The organism is Mucilaginibacter glaciei (assembly GCF_014773245.1).
In the GTDB taxonomy this organism is placed as follows: domain Bacteria; phylum Bacteroidota; class Bacteroidia; order Sphingobacteriales; family Sphingobacteriaceae; genus Mucilaginibacter; species Mucilaginibacter glaciei.
Map to the genome: position 1 here is coordinate 291,726 of NZ_JACWMX010000003.1, position 17,424 is coordinate 309,149.

General features: G+C 46.0%; 15 protein-coding genes. 11 read left to right on the forward strand and 4 right to left on the reverse strand.

Features of this window, described 5'->3' with window-relative positions:
• The first annotated feature begins 91 nt into the window (after nt 1-91).
• From namA to IDJ76_RS08900, 5 genes are all read left to right on the forward strand, one after another.
• Nucleotides 92-1,159 carry an NADPH dehydrogenase NamA gene (namA, locus tag IDJ76_RS08880; RefSeq protein WP_191162901.1) on the forward strand — a complete coding sequence of 356 codons (1,068 nt, stop codon included), beginning with the start codon at nt 92-94 and terminating at the stop codon, nt 1,157-1,159.
• A 164-nt stretch (nt 1,160-1,323) separates the two neighbouring features.
• Nucleotides 1,324-1,743, forward strand: coding sequence for an OsmC family peroxiredoxin (locus IDJ76_RS08885; RefSeq protein ID WP_191162903.1), 420 nt, complete (start codon nt 1,324-1,326; stop codon nt 1,741-1,743).
• 80 nt (nt 1,744-1,823) lie between these two features.
• Nucleotides 1,824-2,414, forward strand: a complete 591-nt coding sequence (locus IDJ76_RS08890) for a DUF4230 domain-containing protein (protein WP_191162905.1) — start codon at nt 1,824-1,826, stop codon at nt 2,412-2,414.
• A gap of 69 nt (nt 2,415-2,483) precedes the next feature.
• Nucleotides 2,484-3,866, forward strand: a complete 1,383-nt coding sequence (locus IDJ76_RS08895; RefSeq protein WP_191162907.1) for a M16 family metallopeptidase — start codon at nt 2,484-2,486, stop codon at nt 3,864-3,866.
• A gap of 11 nt (nt 3,867-3,877) precedes the next feature.
• Nucleotides 3,878-5,212 carry a M16 family metallopeptidase gene (locus IDJ76_RS08900; protein WP_191162909.1) on the forward strand — a complete coding sequence of 445 codons (1,335 nt, stop codon included), beginning with the start codon at nt 3,878-3,880 and terminating at the stop codon, nt 5,210-5,212.
• Between the two features lie 93 nt (nt 5,213-5,305).
• On the opposite strand, the gene IDJ76_RS08905 is transcribed toward IDJ76_RS08900, so the two are convergent.
• Complete coding sequence (locus tag IDJ76_RS08905) at nt 5,306-6,436, reverse strand: AI-2E family transporter (protein WP_191162911.1); 1,131 nt, start codon at nt 6,434-6,436, stop codon at nt 5,306-5,308.
• A 138-nt stretch (nt 6,437-6,574) separates the two neighbouring features.
• On the reverse strand, nt 6,575-8,056 hold the full coding sequence (locus IDJ76_RS08910) for a glycine--tRNA ligase (protein ID WP_191162914.1): 1,482 nt from the start codon (nt 8,054-8,056) through the stop codon (nt 6,575-6,577).
• Nucleotides 8,057-8,213: 157 nt separating this feature from the next.
• On the opposite strand from IDJ76_RS08910, the gene IDJ76_RS08915 reads away from it, so the two are divergent.
• From IDJ76_RS08915 to uxuA, 6 genes are all read left to right on the forward strand, one after another.
• Complete coding sequence (locus tag IDJ76_RS08915) at nt 8,214-8,918, forward strand: ATP-binding cassette domain-containing protein (RefSeq protein WP_191162916.1); 705 nt, start codon at nt 8,214-8,216, stop codon at nt 8,916-8,918.
• Nucleotides 8,919-9,054: 136 nt separating this feature from the next.
• Nucleotides 9,055-9,885: a 5-dehydro-4-deoxy-D-glucuronate isomerase gene (gene kduI / locus IDJ76_RS08920; protein WP_191162918.1), complete on the forward strand. Its 831-nt coding sequence runs from the start codon at nt 9,055-9,057 to the stop codon at nt 9,883-9,885.
• Between the two features lie 21 nt (nt 9,886-9,906).
• Nucleotides 9,907-10,722 carry an SDR family oxidoreductase gene (locus IDJ76_RS08925; RefSeq protein WP_191162920.1) on the forward strand — a complete coding sequence of 272 codons (816 nt, stop codon included), beginning with the start codon at nt 9,907-9,909 and terminating at the stop codon, nt 10,720-10,722.
• 290 nt (nt 10,723-11,012) lie between these two features.
• Nucleotides 11,013-12,044 (forward strand): LacI family DNA-binding transcriptional regulator, encoded by a 1,032-nt coding sequence (locus tag IDJ76_RS08930; RefSeq protein ID WP_191162923.1) that lies wholly within the window; start codon nt 11,013-11,015, stop codon nt 12,042-12,044.
• Between the two features lie 230 nt (nt 12,045-12,274).
• Nucleotides 12,275-13,063: a DUF4350 domain-containing protein gene (locus IDJ76_RS08935; RefSeq protein WP_191162925.1), complete on the forward strand. Its 789-nt coding sequence runs from the start codon at nt 12,275-12,277 to the stop codon at nt 13,061-13,063.
• 60 nt (nt 13,064-13,123) lie between these two features.
• Nucleotides 13,124-14,311: a mannonate dehydratase gene (uxuA, locus tag IDJ76_RS08940; RefSeq protein WP_224746259.1), complete on the forward strand. Its 1,188-nt coding sequence runs from the start codon at nt 13,124-13,126 to the stop codon at nt 14,309-14,311.
• A gap of 11 nt (nt 14,312-14,322) precedes the next feature.
• On the opposite strand, the gene IDJ76_RS08945 is transcribed toward uxuA, so the two are convergent.
• Together IDJ76_RS08945 and IDJ76_RS08950 are read right to left on the reverse strand one after the other, a co-directional pair.
• Complete coding sequence (locus tag IDJ76_RS08945) at nt 14,323-15,981, reverse strand: FAD-dependent oxidoreductase (RefSeq protein WP_191162928.1); 1,659 nt, start codon at nt 15,979-15,981, stop codon at nt 14,323-14,325.
• Between the two features lie 15 nt (nt 15,982-15,996).
• A complete protein-coding gene (locus IDJ76_RS08950) occupies nt 15,997-17,397 on the reverse strand; it encodes an ATP-binding protein (RefSeq protein WP_191162930.1) in 1,401 nt (466 codons plus the stop codon).
• Nucleotides 17,398-17,424 lie beyond the last annotated feature (27 nt).

Consider the following 17,424-nt stretch of genomic DNA (forward strand, 5'->3'; position numbering starts at 1 on the left):
ATTTGCAGATAAATAATAGCGTTTTGTGGCTAAATGACAAAACCGTGAAGCCTACAAAGTTGTTACTTATCATATTTGTATAAAAAAATAAATGGCTCACCTGTTTTCTCCTCTTAAAATAAAAAGCATCGAATTAAAGAACCGTATCGTGGTATCGCCGATGTGCGAATATTCCAGCATAGACGGCTTTGCTAACAATTGGCATTTGGTGCATTTAGGCGCACGTGCCATTGGAGGCGCCGGGCTGATAATTACAGAAGCGGCGGCAGTTTCTGCCGAGGGCAGAATAACCTTTGCCGATCTGGGAATCTGGAAGAATGAACATATTGCCAAGTTAAAGGAGATCACCAATTTTATTGAAGAGCAGGGCGCGTTCGCCGGGGTGCAGTTAGCACACGCGGGCCGCAAAGCTAGCCATACCGAACCCTGGAATGGTGGTAAACAACTGCCGCCAACCGATGAGAACGGATGGGATACCGTGGCACCCAGTGCCATACCTTTCGGCAGAGAACCAATTGCGCCTGTCGAAGTAGATAAAGCCGGAATTGTAAAGGTGATTGCTGATTTTAAGGCTGCGGCCGGGCGTGCTTTGGCTGCCGGTTTTAAAGTGATTGAGCTGCATGCCGCACACGGGTACCTGATCCACCAGTTCTTATCGCCCATCAGCAATCAGCGTACCGATGAGTATGGTGGCCTGTTCGCACACCGCATCCGCTTATTGTTAGAGATATTAGCTGCCGTTAAAGAAGTTTGGCCGGAAGAATATCCGCTATTTGTGCGTATCTCCGCAACCGAATGGACGGAAGGCGGCTGGACGATAGAAGACTCGGTAGGTTTATCAAAAATACTGAAAGAAAACGGGGTGGACCTTATCGATTGCTCTACCGGTGGCAATGTGGCTGGTGCGCAGATTCCCTTAAAACCGGGTTACCAGGTCGAATTTGCGGAAACGATTAAAAAAGAGACCGATATTTTAACCGGTGCGGTAGGTTTGATAACCGAGGCTGAGCAGGCTAACGAGATCATTACAAACGGCCAGGCAGATGTAGTGCTATTGGCGCGCGAGTTGTTGAAAGATCCGCATTTCCCGTTAAGGGCAGCGCATGAACTGGGAGTAGAAGTAAAATGGCCCAGCCAGTACGAGCGCGCTAAATGGTAACCCTTTCACGACGACGTTAAGCCGCCCGGCCCTCTCTGCTAACAGATGAGCGAAGCAACGGCCGGATGAGTTGTGACAGCCGACGAGTACAATTTAGTGTACATTAAATTATTTATATTTCAGATTAATATTATAAATCAGCAAAAACTAAAAACCAAACAAATATGAAACGTACAGCAAATGCACATTGGAATGGCACTTTACAAGATGGTAAGGGCGAAATAACTACGCAAAGCACTATTCTTAATAAAACACAATATTCATTCAAAACACGCTTTGCCGATGGCATCGGTACCAACCCTGAAGAATTGATAGCTGCTGCACATGCAGGCTGCTTTACAATGGCAGTTGGCGCGGCTTTAACACAGCAAGGCATCACCCCGGGCGATTTAACCACCGACGCTATCCTTGACCTGGATATGCAGGCGCTGGAGATCAAAGGCATCCACCTGGAAATGAAAGCCAGCGTGATAGAGGGTGTTGACGAAGCTAAATTTAAAGAAGTTGCAGAAGGCGCAAAATCAGGCTGTATCATATCAAAAGCCTTAAGCGTACCAATTACCTTAAACGTAACTTACGCATAAGCATATTTTAAGCATTTTAAAAGATGGCGGTAGTGCAAACTATCGCCATCTTTTTTTGTACCAATAAGTAAATTACCGCCATGTTAAATACTTCCCGCTCCCGTATTTCGCTTACGCTTGTTTTTGCATTGGTTATTACCGGCTTTTTGGTGTTCCTATTCTTTTATATCAAAAACGAGTTCACCAAAACCCACACCGAGGTTACCGAAGATGTAATGGTATCTAAAATTGTATCGATGGGTAAGCTGGAGCTGGTTAAGTATGCCATGAAGGATGTGGTAGAGAAAAAGGAATTGCACCTGGTTTTACCCGACTCACGGGTGTTATTTGTAGCGGTAGGAGAGGTAACCGCATGTATAGACCTGACCAAGGTTAAAAAGAGCGATATCACCCAAACTAAGGATAGCATACTGGTAACCCTGCCCAAGCCCGAGATCTGCTATGTAAAACTGGATCACCAGAAATCTCGCGTGTATGATGTATCAGGCGTGTGGTTCGCCGATAAGAGCAAAACTATGGTAGAAGATGTATACAAGCTGGCCGAAAAGAAGATTCTGGCAGGCGCCACCGAAATGAAGATCCTGGATAAAGCGCGCGAAAACGCTTCGCTGATATTTAAGCCCTTCCTCGAAAATGTATCTGCCAAAAAGATCATATTATTTTTTAAATAATTCCTGTTAGCTCTTAATGTTTTAGTTAATTAAGCGATATATTTATGGTGTCACAATTAACCCATAGCTATGATCCCGAAATTAATTAAACAATTGGCACTCACTGCTGCAGGAGCCCTATGCTCTTTCGCGGCACTTGCGCAACAACCCAGGTTACCCGAGGGGTATTTTTGGAAAAAACTCCCTAACGGATTGGAAGTTGTAGTGATCGAAAACTCAAAAGTGCCGTTGGCAACTATTGAAATCGCTGTAAAGAATGGTGCCTATACCGAAGGGCCGGAGTACAGCGGCCTGTCGCACCTTTTTGAGCATATGTTCTTTAAAGCCAATAAAGATTACCCCAATCAGGAGAAATTTCTGAAACGCACGCAGGAATTAGGTGCTATCTGGAATGGTACTACTAACGTGGAGCGGGTGAATTACTACTTTACATTTGACCGCGATAGCCTTGCACAGGGGCTTAAATTCATGAACGCAGCTATCCAGTTCCCTATATATAAGGAAGAGGATATGCAAAAGGAACGCCCCGTTGTTGACGGCGAGTTTCAGCGCGCCGAAAGCGACCCTGGTTTCCAACTGTACTTTGAGGTACAAAAAAAATTATGGGGAGATTTGATCACTCGTAAAAACCCGATAGGTATCCACGAAGTGATAAATACCGCCACGCCCGAAAAGATGATGGTAATTAAGGGCAAATATTATATCCCTAACAACAGCCTGTTAACTATTGTGGGTGATGTAAAGCATGAGGATGCCTTTAAAAAAGCCGAAGATATATTTGGAAGCTGGCAAGGTACAGGCGAAGACCCGATAAAAAAGTACCCTATCCCGCCGTTTAAGCCGCTAACCAAAAACGAATATTTTGTGAAAGAAATGTCAATAGCGCAAACGCCCAATATGGAGTTCGCATGGCAGGGGCCATCTTATCTGACCGACTCGGCCAGCACGGTTGCTGCAGATGTATTCTCGACCATTGTAGGCTTAAACTCATCTAAATTACAGCAGGCACTGGTTGATAAGGGCCTGGCCAGCGGGGTTTATGTAGGTTACCAAACCAGTAAATACACCGGGCCAATAGATATCAGCATTACACCAAACCCTACTAAATTAAAAGAGTGCTATGACGAGTTCATGCACCAGGTAAGCATGTTTGGCAATGCCGATTACTACACCGACGAACAATTAACCGATGCGAAGGCTATCCTGCTGCGTGCCAGCATCCGCCAAAAAGAAAAGCCATCCAGCCTGGCCAGCCAACTCAGCTTTTATTGGTGCAGCACATCACTTGATTTTGGTACCGATATCGATAAAAATTACCAAAAGGTAACCCGTGCCGATATCAAAAAATACCTGGACACCTACATTACCGGTAAACCAATGGTAGCGGGTATCATCATCAGCCCGGAGGCTAACAAAACAGCAAAGGCAGGGACCTATTTTGTATCTAAATAATTAAAAATCAAATGAAAAAATATATATACGGTTTACTGGTAGCTATCGCAGTTGGCAGCTACAGCCCGGCTTTTGCGCAAAAACCGGCCTATGATATGATGGTAGATGGCGTAAAGGTAATAGTACAGCCAAGTGGTAACGATATTGTGGTGATACAAACCGTTATAAAAGGCGGTGTACAAAATTACCCGGCTGCAAAAGCGGGTATCGAATCGATGGCGATGAGTGCCCTCACGGAATGCGGCTCTTTAAAGCACGATAAAAACAGCTTTAAGAATGCGCTTGAAAAAATTAGCGCCTCGGTGTATGGTTACACCAATAAAAACTATGCAACGGTCACTTTAAACTGCATAAAAACAGATTTTGATACGGCTTGGCCTTTATACGTGGAGGCGATAACCATGCCTAAGTTTGATGCCAAAGAATTTGACCGCATTAAACAAGACGCCATTACCCAGCTAAAATCTGAGGAAGGGCAGCCCGATGTAGCGATTGATAAATTTGCCGATAAGGTGGCGTTTGCAGGCCGTAGTTACGCCACAGATCCATCAGGTACGGTGCCCAGCCTTACAGCGCTTACTGCATTGGGAACTAAGGCGTACTACCAGTCGATATTAACCAAATCGCGCATGACCATAGTGGTGGTTGCCGATATGGAGCGTGCAGACATTGAGGCTAAGGTAAAAGCGATGCTCACCGGGATCAAACAAGGCGCGCCATTCGAGCTGAAGAAAGATTTCTTTAGGGTGTATAAAAATACCTTCTCATCAGAAGGCCGCGAACTGGCAACCAACTATGTAGAGGGTGTAACCAGCGGCCCGGCCCCCGGCACGCCCGATTATGACGCCTTTAATGTGGCTATGCGCATTTTTGCCGACAAACATTTTTTGGATATCCGTACCAACAACGGCTTATCTTATGCACCATCGGCTTGGTTTAGTAGCGGCGCCACCAGTGTAGCCCGTTTCTCGGTATCAACCACCCAACCCGATAAATACATCGCGGTATTTGACAAACTGGTTGACCGGATCAAGAATGAAGGTTTCCGGAAGGATGAAGTGGCCGATATGAAGGTGACTTACCTTACCAGCTTTTATTACAAAAATGAAACTAATAATGCCCAGGCATCGTCAATAGCGTCAAACGAGGCGTTGCATAATAACTGGAGGCGCTCATTAACCCTTGTAAATGATGTGAAAAAGTTAACGCCAGACCAGGTAAGCGATGCCTTCCGTAAATATATTGGCAACATTGTTTGGGTTTACCAGGGCGATACAAAAAAGGTTAACCCGCTGTTGTTTACCAATGGCACTCTCAAAAAAGGCGATAACGCGGTGAGCCATTAATTTAGAGCGAAAGCGACATTTGGACTAAAGACTTTTAATTAAATCACAAAAGCCACAGGAAACTGTGGCTTTTGTGATCTGTTCTATTTTCTATTAGTCTTTAATCTTTTCCTGATCGTGATCCGACAAAACCGCTTTGCGCCTGCTGCGGCTGCGCCACATTTCCCCTTTATGATGAGTGGGTATATTATCGCCTAATAATTTACCCCAGGGTTTCAGGTCGTCTATCCTATCGAAAATTATTTTAAGTACCGCCACAAATGGGATGGATAAAAACATGCCCGATACACCCCAAAGCTGGTTACCCAGCAGTACCACAATGATAGACATCAGCGCGTTGATCTGCACCTTTGACGATACAATGCGGGGCACCAGGATGTTGTTATCAATAAATTGAATAACGATATAGGCTATAATAACACCCAATTGGGTAGAGTAACCATCTTTAGTAACCGTAGCCATTAAAACGGGCAATGCAATGGCGATAATACCTCCCAGATAAGGGATCAAGTTTAATATTGCGCCTATACAACCTATCAGGATGCCGTATTTTACACCCAATAAAACCAGTGCTGCCGAATTCATGGCGGCCACGATCAGCATTTCTATCAGTAAGCCTACAATATAGCTTTGGATAGCACTTTTAGTTTCGCTTAATACATCACTTACTTTTTTGGAGTTCTCTTCAGAAAACACCTCGTATAAAAAGTTTAGTATTAGTGTTTTGTAAAGCAGCATCAGGAAAATATAAACCGGCAGCAGGAAAACAATGCTCAACGTTCCTAACAGCCCGCCAAGGGTTTTGCCCACCATGCTTTGGCTATTGTTTAAAGCCTCTTTAACCATTTGATCCTGTTTGGCAATGGCGATACCAAAAGTTCCATGGATCCAATCTTTCAGGTTGATGGTGATTTCGCCGAATTTTTTCTTCAGCATCGGCAACGAATCGCCAAATTGCACTATCTGGGTAGACAGGAAGTAGAAAACCACCGCCACTACAGTTATGGCAATAACCATAGCGATGATGATAGAAAAGATCTTGGAAATCTTTAATCTTTCCAGCCGGTTACAAAGCGGGTTGAGTAAAATAGACAAAAACGCCGCGAATGCCAGCGGTACTAAAATATCTGCAAGCTGGGATAATACGTATACCAGCAATATCAACCCGAAAAGCACCACGGTACTTTGCAGGTAAAAGGGTTGATTTTTGATCTTAACTTGCATGTAAATGTGTTTTCATAAACACAAAAGGAGTTACGGGTAGAATTGTTTTGACTGTAAAGTAGCTTTAATAAAAAAGCGCCTGGTGAGGCGCTTTTCTTCATTCAGACATTCCGTCATAACCGACTTCGGGACTATTTTTTATCCTAACAAATTCTTCCAGCTCACTAACCCGCCAATGATCTTTTCCAGATCGTCGGCAGCAACGCGCTCCTGCAGCATACTATCACGGTGGCGGATGGTTACCGTGTTATCTTCCAGTGTTTGATGATCTACTGTGATACAGAATGGCGTACCAATGGCATCCTGGCGGCGGTAACGTTTACCAATAGCATCCTTCTCTTCATATTGAATGTTAAAGTCAAGCTTAAGTTTGTCCATTATCTCGCGGGCTTTCTCGGGCAGGCCGTCTTTTTTGGTCAGCGGGAAAATAGCGGCCTTAACCGGGGCCAGGCAAGGGTGCAGGCGTAACACCGTACGGCTGTCCTGGCGTTCTTCGGTGCTCAGGTCTTCTTCCTCGTAAGCGTTGATCATTGTCAGCAGGAACATTCTGTCTAACCCTATAGATGTTTCGATCACGTAAGGGATATAGTTACCAAAAGGCTTGCCGGTGGTTTCGTCAGTTTCCGGTTCGAAATACTGCATTTTCTTACGCGAGAATTTCTCGTGCTGGCTCAAGTCAAAATCTGTACGGCTGTGAATACCTTCTACCTCTTTAAACCCAAAAGGGAAATCGAATTCGATATCGTAGGCGGCATCCGCATAGTGAGCCAATTTAGTATGCTCGTGGTAGCGGTATTTAGCAGCATCGGTTCCTAAGGCCAGGTGCCATTTTAAACGGGCGGCTTTCCATTGCTCAAACCATTCCTTTTGTGTGCCGGGGCGTACAAAGTATTGCATCTCCATCTGCTCAAATTCGCGCATCCGGATAATGAACTGGCGGGCAATCACCTCGTTACGGAACGCCTTGCCAATTTGCGCTATCCCAAACGGGATCTTCATCCTGCCCGATTTTTGAACGTTAAGGTAGTTTACAAAAATACCCTGTGCGGTTTCCGGGCGCAGATAGATTGTTTCAGACTCATCGGCAATGGCGCCAACCTGAGTACTGAACATCAGGTTAAACTGGCGCACATCTGTCCAGTTGGCTGTGCCGCTAATCGGGCATTTAACATTTTGTTCGATGATCAGTTCGCGCAGGCGGGGCAGGTCTTCCGCTTTAAGGGCGTTATCCATCTCTATCTGCAACTCTTCGGCTTCGCTGGTTTTGCCTTCTTCGTCTAATTTGGCAATTTTATCTTCCAGCAGCTGGTCTGCACGATAGCGTTTGTTACTGTCCTTGTTATCTATCATCGGGTCGCTAAAGCCGTCAACGTGGCCGCTTGCCTTCCAGATGGTAGGATGCATAAATATGGCAGAATCTATACCCACAATGTTATCGTGCATTTGCACCATTGCCTTCCACCAGTAAGTTTTAATGTTGTTCTTCAATTCCGAGCCGTTTTGGCCGTAATCATAAACAGCGCTGAGGCCGTCATAGATCTCGCTTGACTGGAAAACAAAACCATATTCTTTACAGTGCGATATTACATTCTTAAAAAGTTCGTCCGTCGATTTGCTCATAATGACGGCAAAGATATATTTTTTTGATTTCGGATTTCGGATTTTCAATTTCGAATTTAACTTACAACGCAAATGAAATTTCGAGAGGTTTGATTAACTGAATCAAAAAAATCCGAAATTGAACATTCGAAATCCGAAATTCTTTACTTTTACCGCCATGAGCATCTCGGTACAGGCATTAACAAAAATTTATGGCGAGCAAAAAGCTGTTGATAGCATCAGTTTTGAGGCCGGGCCTGGTGTGCTTGGATTTTTAGGCCCAAACGGCGCGGGTAAAAGTACCACCATGAAAATGCTTACCTGCTTTATCCCCCAAACAGAAGGTACAGCCTCAGTATGTGGGTTTGATATCAGCAAACAGCCGTTAGAAGTTAAGCGCAATATTGGCTACCTGCCGGAGAATAACCCGCTGTATGCTGATATGTATGTAAAGGAAGCGCTTGCCTTTGTTGCCGACATCCATAAAATGCAACAACCTACCCAACGCATTGCTGAAGTGATAGAACAAACCGGCCTCGGCCCCGAGCAGCATAAGCGCATCGGCCAGTTATCTAAAGGTTACCGCCAAAGGGTGGGGCTGGCGCAGGCCATTTTGCACAACCCGCAGGTATTAATACTGGACGAGCCTACCTCCGGTTTGGATCCTAACCAATTGATCGGCATCCGCCAGTTAATTGTTGATTTGGGTAAAACCAAAACCATTGTGCTGAGCACCCACATCATGCAGGAGGTTGAGGCTGTTTGCGATAGGGTGATCATCATCAACAAAGGAAAAATTGCGGCTAATGATACGCTGCAGGGCCTGCGGAGTAAAAACGGAGATAAAACGCTCGAGAATATTTTTATCGGGTTGACCAATTAAAAACAATATCTGGTTTCTGCAAAGCTGACGTTAAAATAACAGATTGCCGTGGAATTATGCGGTTGCGGCGTCTGTATTTATAAGCGATGTTTGTAAAATTGTTGCTTGAATATTTGTCCACTTTTACAGTAAAACATTGAAAATACTCCACAGCGTCCATCCCGAGGATTTTAAGAATTACCAAACCGACCTGGTGCGCGAGCGTTTCCTGTTAAACGGATTGGTTAAAACCGACGAGTTAAACTGCGTTTATACGCATTACGACCGCATGATCGTGGGGGCGGTGAACCCGGTGGAAAAAACTATCCCGCTGGAGAATTACACTAACCTGCGTGCCGATTTCTTTTTACAGCGCCGTGAGTTAGGTATCATCAATGTAGCCGGTGACGGTGAGGTTATCGCCGATGGTAAAACCTACCCGGTTAACAAACTGGATTGCTTGTATTTAGGCAAAGGTGTAAAAGAGGTGAGCTTTAGAAGTATTGATAGCGCAAGCCCCGCTGTTTTCTACCTGTTATCGTGCCCGGCACATGCCGTATATTCAACCAGATTAATGACCAACGCGGAAGCCGCGAAGGTTAAAGCAGGGTCTGGCGAGACAGCAAATGAGCGTGTCATCAATAAATATATTCATGCTGAAGGGATTCAAAGCTGCCAGTTGGTAGTTGGGTTAACCGTATTGGCACCCGGCAGCGTATGGAACACTATGCCGCCGCATGTACATGACAGGCGTATGGAGGCCTACTTTTACTTCGACCTGGCCGAGGGGCAAAAGGTATTCCATTACATGGGCGAGGCTGACAATACCAAACACATCGCCGTTGATAATTATGAGGCCATCGTTTCCCCACCATGGAGCATCCACTCGGGTGGCGGTACCTCAAACTATAGCTTTATCTGGGGAATGGCGGGCGAAAACCTCGATTACTCGGATATGGACGCCATCGCGATAAAAGATCTTAAATAGACAAAAAATACAATATAAAAAGTGGAAAATCAGTTCTCATTAGCCGGAAAAGTAATTGTGGTAACCGGCGGCACCGGTATATTAGGTAACGCGTTCATCAACGGCATTGTTGCCGCTGGCGGCGCGGTAGGTATATTAGGCCGTAACCGGCAGGTGGCCGAAGAGCGTGCAGATGCGATTAACAAAAATGGCGGCAAAGCTATCGTGCTGATTGCCGATGCAATGGATGTTGAACAACTAACCGCTGCGCGCGAAAAATTACTGTCCGCCTTTGGTCGGATTGACGGATTGGTGAATGGTGCAGGCGGCAACGGGCCGCAAGGCGTTTTGCAGAACGACGAGGATGTTTTTAAGATGAATATCGATGGTATGAAACAGATCATGGATCTGAACACCTGGGGTACTATTATCCCTACGCAGGTTTTTGGCGAGGCTATTGCAAAAACAGGTAAGGGTAGCATCGTCAACATATCTTCCATGAATTCTAAACGGGCCATTACCAAAGTTTTGGGCTATAATATGGGAAAGGCCGCAGTAGATTGTTATAACCAATGGTTTGCCGTAGAAATGGCCAACCGCTACGGCGATGCCATCCGCATGAATGCCCTTGCACCCGGCTTTTTCCTTACCGAGCAAAACCGTAACCTGCTTACCAAACCTGATGGCGGCTACACAGAGCGCGGCGAACTGGTTATCAAACAAACCCCCTTTAAACGGTTTGGCCACCCGGACGAGTTGATCGGCGCGTTGGTTTGGCTACTGAGCGATGCCTCCGCATTTGTAACCGGCTCAATGATCTGTGTAGATGGTGGGTTCTCGATTTTTGGAGGGGTATAGCCTCACCCCAGTTCTCTCCAAAGAAGGGAGATTAAAGGAAACCATACAGTCGCTTGGCTCCGGCCGGGTGACCGTTATTAAACGGTGTCCCGCCGCCGTATGTTATCAATCGGAGACCTTAAGTAATCATCACCAGGGGCGAGCGACCATTGTTAAGATTAAAGAAAACTCTGTATTTTTAGAAGTGCTTTCCTTTGGAAAGGATTTAGGTAAGGCACTATCCGCTAATTTTTTGTATTTTTATTCTGTTAAAAATAGCTTAAAATTATAAATAAGATAGGTGGGCATATATGAATTTTAATGCTATTACCATTAGCGACATAGCGAAGGCGCTAAATCTTTCAGCATCAACGGTATCCAAGGCACTTAGCGATAGTTACGAGATCAGTGCAAAGACTAAAAAACTGGTTGTTGATTACGCCCGCGAAAATAATTACCGCCCCAACCCCATAGCACAAAGTTTAAAAAAAGGGAAAAGCAAGTCGATAGGGATTGTTGTACCCACTATTGATAATCAATTTTTTTCGCAGGTAATCAATGGCATCGAATCGGTAGCATATGAGGAAGGTTATAACGTTATCATCACGCAAACCCATGAGTCGTACGATGTGGAGTTGCTCAATATCAACGCGCTTACTCACCGTTCAATAGATGGCATGCTGCTGTCGCTCTCTACCGAAACCTTTAATGTAGACCATTTGCAAAAGCTGCAAAACCAGGGCCTGCCCATTGTGTTTTTTGATCGCGTTAGCGATACCATCAACACCCACAAAGTAATTGCTGACAATTTTAAAGGGGGCTACGAGGCTACCATGCACCTCATCGAATCGGGTTTTAAATACATTGCCCATATTACCAGCCCTGCCCATACTTCAATTACCCGCGAAAGGCTGGCCGGTTATAAAAAGGCATTAACCGACAAGGGGTTCAATGTAGATGATAATTACATTAAATATTGCAGCCATGGCGGCAAAAGTATTGCCGAAACAAAAGAGGCGATGGATGAATTGCTGGCTTTGCCCGTTAGGCCTGATGCTATTTTTGCAGCGTCGGACAGGATTACCACAACTGTGTTGAGCTTATTGCACAAGTCGAAAATTAAGATACCCGCCGAGATGGGCCTTGTAGGATTCAACAATACCAATTTAGCCGAACTGCTTAACCCGGCGTTAACCGCAGTGCATCAACCCGCTTTTGAAATAGGTAAAAAAGCTACCGAAATGCTGTTGAGCATTATCAAAAGCCGCTACCCGGTTACAGAGTTTGAAACAGTGGTAATGCCTACAGAATTGTTCATCCGTAAATCATCGGTAAGGGATTGAAGGCAAAAATTCTATTTTGTCATCCTGAGCGATAGCGAAGGAGTTTCCTGATTGTGCACATGCGAATAGATGCTTCACTCCGTTTAACATGACAGGGTTGAATTTCCCGCGAAAACGATTTCGTAGATGGGTAACATAAAAGCCATTTAAACTAAATATTTTTGAATTGTTACGGATGCGGATCAAACGCCAGTTGTAAACCTTTCGCGCCAATTTTAATGTAAACTTAAATGGTAAATAAACCTGTTATTTATAGTCTGCTGTTGCTGCTTTGCGGGTTAGTATCATCTGCCCAAACCGTGACGCTGGATTACTATTTTAACCACGAAGTACACAATGCAGGCGGCGAAACAAAACGCTTCCATTATAGGTGGGATGAAAAGACCAACCCCGGCTTTTCTATTTGGGGAGATATTTTTACAAAACAAGGCGCCAGGCTCGACACGTTAGATAAAGCGTCGACTGCTCAGAACCTTGCCAGATCAGATATCTACATTATTGTAGACCCCGACAGTAAAAAGGAAAGCCCGGCACCAAATTACATTCAAAACAATGATGTGAAACAAATAGCCGCATGGGTAAAAAAGGGTGGGGTATTAGTGCTCATGGCTAATGATAGCGCCAATGTGGAGCTGCTACATTTTAATAAGCTGGCCGCAAAGTTTGGGTTCCATTTTGGGGATGATATGCAAAACCACGTTATAGACGATAAGCACTTTGATGATGGAGCAATAGCCACATGGGATAACCCGATCTTTAAAACTGCCCGAAAGCTTTTTCTGAAGGATGTTTGCGGCATTAGCTATTCGGGTAAGAATGTTAAACCCGTATTGAAATCGAAGAACGGTGTCGCGATAGCGGTAATTACCAGGTATGGCAGGGGTACGGTATTCGCCGTTGGCGACCCCTGGTTATATAACGAATATGTGAACGGCCGCCTGCCCGCCGGGTTCGATAACGATAAAGCCGCGGCTGAACTGACTAAATGGTTGATTGGGCAAATCCCTGCTAAAAAGTAAGCTGATCCAAGCCTGCTGAATTAAATTTTTGTTTTACTTTTAAGATCTTATCCAACATTTATGAACACATCGCCCACCATTTACAGTATGATCCAAACCATGCGCTGGTATGGCCCCAATGATCCGGTTAGTTTAGCTGATATCCGGCAGGCGGGTTGTACAGGTGTGGTATCCGCTTTACATCATATCGCTAATGGCGAAGTGTGGGAAGTTGAAGAGATCAAAAAAAGGCAGAAAGTTGTGGCCGCCGCCGGTATGGTGTGGAACGTGGTAGAAAGCCTGCCCGTTAATGAATCCATCAAAACCCAAACCGGAGATTTTAAACGGCATTTAGAGAATTATAAGATCAGCCTGCGCAACCTGGCAGCATGCGGTGTAAAAATAGTAACGTACAATTTTATGCCCGTGCTTGACTGGACGCGCACCGACCTGGCTTACGAAATGGAAGACGGGTCAAAGGCCCTGCTTTTCGAGATGGCTGCCTTTATAGCCTTCGACCTTTATATACTGAAGCGCAAAGGTGCCGAAGCTGATTACACTGCCGACAAAGTTGCCGCCGCGAAAGACCGATTTGATGCGATGAGCGATGCGGAAAAGTTACTACTGCAGCGTAACATCATTGCCGGTTTGCCGGGCAGCGAAGAAAGCTTTACCATTGAACAATTCCAGCAGGCTTTAGATACCTATAAGGGCATCGACGCAGCTAAACTACGAGCCAACCTCATCGCGTTTTTACGGGAAGTAATCCCGGTAGCCGATGAATTGGGTATCAATATGGTGATCCACCCGGATGACCCTCCTTATGATATTTTGGGCCTGCCCCGTGTAGTAAGCACCGCTGCCGATGTACAGGCGTTAGTAGATGCTGTTCCATCATTAAATAATGGTTTATGCTTCTGTACGGGTTCTTTCGGTGTAAGGGCCGATAACGATCTGCCAGCAATGGTAGCCCAATTTGCAGAGCGGATAAACTTTATCCACCTGCGCAGTACCCGCCGCAACTCATCAGGCGATTTTTACGAGGATAACCACTTAGAAGGCGACGTGGATATGTACAGCGTAGTGAAACAGATTGTACTGGCCATGCAGGGCCGTGGCGTTAACATCCCCATGCGGCCCGATCACGGGCATCAGATGCTGGATGATCTGCATAAGAAAACCAATCCGGGATACTCAGCAATCGGCCGTTTACGCGGATTGGCCGAGTTGCGGGGTTTGGAAATGGGGATAAGTAAGTCGATACTTTAGGTGTTGTATAATTAAACCTCATTCAAATACTTATGCACAAAGCTAATGGCCATTGAGCCTTCGCCTACGGCGGATGCTACCCGGTTCATGGCACCGGCGCGCACATCACCCGCGGCAAAAATACCGGGGCAGCTGGTTTCCAGTAAGTAGGGGTCGCGGTCGGCTTTCCAAACTTTTTCGAAATCCGGGCACAGGTTCAAATCCCGGCCGGTTTCAATAAAACCCTTGTTGTTGGTAATGATATCTTTGCACAACCAATCCGTATAGGGTTTAGCCCCGATAAAAATATATAATGCATCGGCATTTACTGTTTTAACCTCATTGGTTTGCAGGTTTTGAATAGATAGCTGATGCAGGTTGGCTTCGCCCAGCGCCTCGGTAATTTCGCTACAAGGCATCAGCGTGATGTTATTTACGCCGTCTATCTGGTCGATCAGATAGGACGACATAGTTTCGGCCAGGCTTTCCTTACGGATGAGGATAAAAACCTCTTTAGCGAATTTAGAAAGGTACATGGAAGCCTGCCCTGCAGAGTTACCGCCACCTACTACATAAACGTGCTTATCCTTGCACGAAGCGGCCTCCGTCATCGCGGCACCATAGTAAATGCCCGCGCCCGTGAATTTATCTATCCCTTTGGTAGTTAACTGGCGGTAGTCTACACCTGTGGTAATGACGATAGACCTGGCGATCACTTCGGTGCCATCTTCCATCGTCAGCGTTTTATAATTGTCCTTCAGCTTAATTTCCTTTACGGCCTGCGGCGATAAAAAATCTGTACCGAAGCGTTTGGATTGGGTGATAGCCCTGCGGGTCAGGTCTGCTCCGCTTAAGCCTGCCGGGAAGCCGAGGTAGTTCTCTATCCGCGAGCTGGTGCCTGCCTGCCCACCCGGTGCTTTTTTCTCGATCAGTAAAGTTTTTAAACCCTCCGATGAGCCGTAAACCGATGCCGCTAACCCCGCCGGGCCGGCACCAATGATCACCACATCGTATAGTTCGTTTTTAACAGTATGGTTCAGGCCGATCTTTTCGGCGATATCCTTTACAGGCGGGGCTTTCAACAGTGTGCCGTCGGCAAAAATAATGGCAGGTAATTCTTTGCTATCTATTTTATTTAAGCCAATCAGTTTCTGCGCCTCTTCCGTATTGGCATCCAGCCACAAATAGGGCACCAGGTAGCCCGAAAGGAATTCTTTTATATCGTGCGATTTGGGCGAGTATTGATATCCTATCACTTTTATTCCCCTAAAATCGGGGCGGTAGTGGCCCTGCCAGTCTTCGAGGAGATCAGTTAATATAGGGTACAGCTTTTCCTCGGGAGGGTCCCAGGGCTTGGTTAAATAATAATCCAGCTTTACCTCATTAATGGCTTTTATGGCGGCATCCGTATCGGCATAAGCCGTTAGCAGAACCCGCTTGGCGTTAGGGAAGATATTTGTAGTGCGGCATAAAAAGTCAACGCCCTCCATCTCCGGCATGCGCTGATCACTCAGAAAAAGAGCCACTACTTCGCCTTTATTTTTTAGATCGAGCAGGCTGTCTAAAGCCTCTTTGGCCGATGCGGTGCTCAGGATGCGGTAGTTTTCGCGGTAATGATCTTTCAGGTCGCGGCTTATGGCGCGCAGTACCTGCTGGTCGTCGTCAATAACAAATATGATAGGTAGGCTCATGTTCTTTTTTAGCAATTAGTTGTCATTCAGGGGGAAGCAAACAGTAAACTCGGTGCTGCCGGGTATCGAGCTTACTTTAACCGTGCCATTGTGCTGGCGAATAATGCGGGTAACAACATCCAACCCAAGCCCGGTGCCTTTGCCCATATCCTTGGTGGTAAAAAACGGGTCGAAAATTTGCGACTGTAATTCCTGTGGGATGCCGGGGCCATTGTCTTTAATGTACACACAAACGTACGGGCCGTCTTGTTGCGTGCGGATCTCCAATATACCGTCTGTGCTGCCCTCCAGCGCATCGATAGCATTGTCAATGATATTGGTCCATACCTGGTTCAGTTCGCCAGCCAGGGCCTTTACTTGCGGCAGGCCAGTGTCAAAGTTCTCTACTATTTTAATGTTGCCCTTTTTTAATTTATAGTTGAGCATGGTCAGCGTGTTGCGGATGCCGGAGTGGATATCCAGCAGTTGCTTGCTGCTATCCTTATCCATGTGGGTAAAGGTTTTTACAGAACTCACCAGTTCCGATATACGGCCGGACGATTCCTTGATGTCCGATACCATCTTTTCTTCCAGCAGATAATTGTTCATCCACCCTAAAACTACATTGAGCTGCGGCATAGGCGTACAATGGTTTATGTGCTCCAGGTCGTCGGGTGTGAAGCCAAACTCTATAAAGTTTTCGGCAATTTCGAAGTCTTTGATGCCGTGGTCGTTCAGCCAGTCGTTCAGAGCGTCTTCCTGATCGGCGCGCTGCATCATCGTGAGGGCAGGGCGGTCTGTTTGCTGGGTCTTGCTGATCAGGATCTCGTTAATGGTATCAATCTTTTCGGGGGCTATCTGCAAGCTTGCCACATCTTTAAATAGCAGGGGCAAACGTTTTACCTGGTTCTGCAGGGACGATGCCCCACGGGTAATGGCCGATGCCGGGTTGTTCAACTCGTGCGCCAGCCCTGCAGATAATTTACCGAGCGCGAACATTTTTTCGTTCTGTTGCTGTTGCGAGGTAAAATCGCGGATGCGGCTGGTCATGGTGTGTACCAGGGCCTCGGTGAGTTCGTAATGTAGTTTAACGGCCTCCAGTATCTGGGGTTTGTAAACCCGGAACATCCTCATCTTCTCGATCACTTCGCCATAGCCAAAAGTGTTAACCGCCCTGCTAAAGGGCAGGTAACCGGTTATGGCCTGCGGTTTTATCACCACTATCTCGCGCAATTTTCCGTTTTGCTCGGCGCAGATGCGCATGCGGCCTTGCAGTATCACGTAAGTACGATCTAAAGGGTCGCCTTTTTCAAAGAGGCGGGTACCTTCTTCAACCTCAATGGTTTCGCCGTTATCCATAAACCATTGCAACTGATCATCGGGCACGGTTTGCAACGTAGGGATGGCTTTAAGATCGGCAAGTGTAATGTTTTTCATGGCTCCATAAAATTATGGAAAAAGATC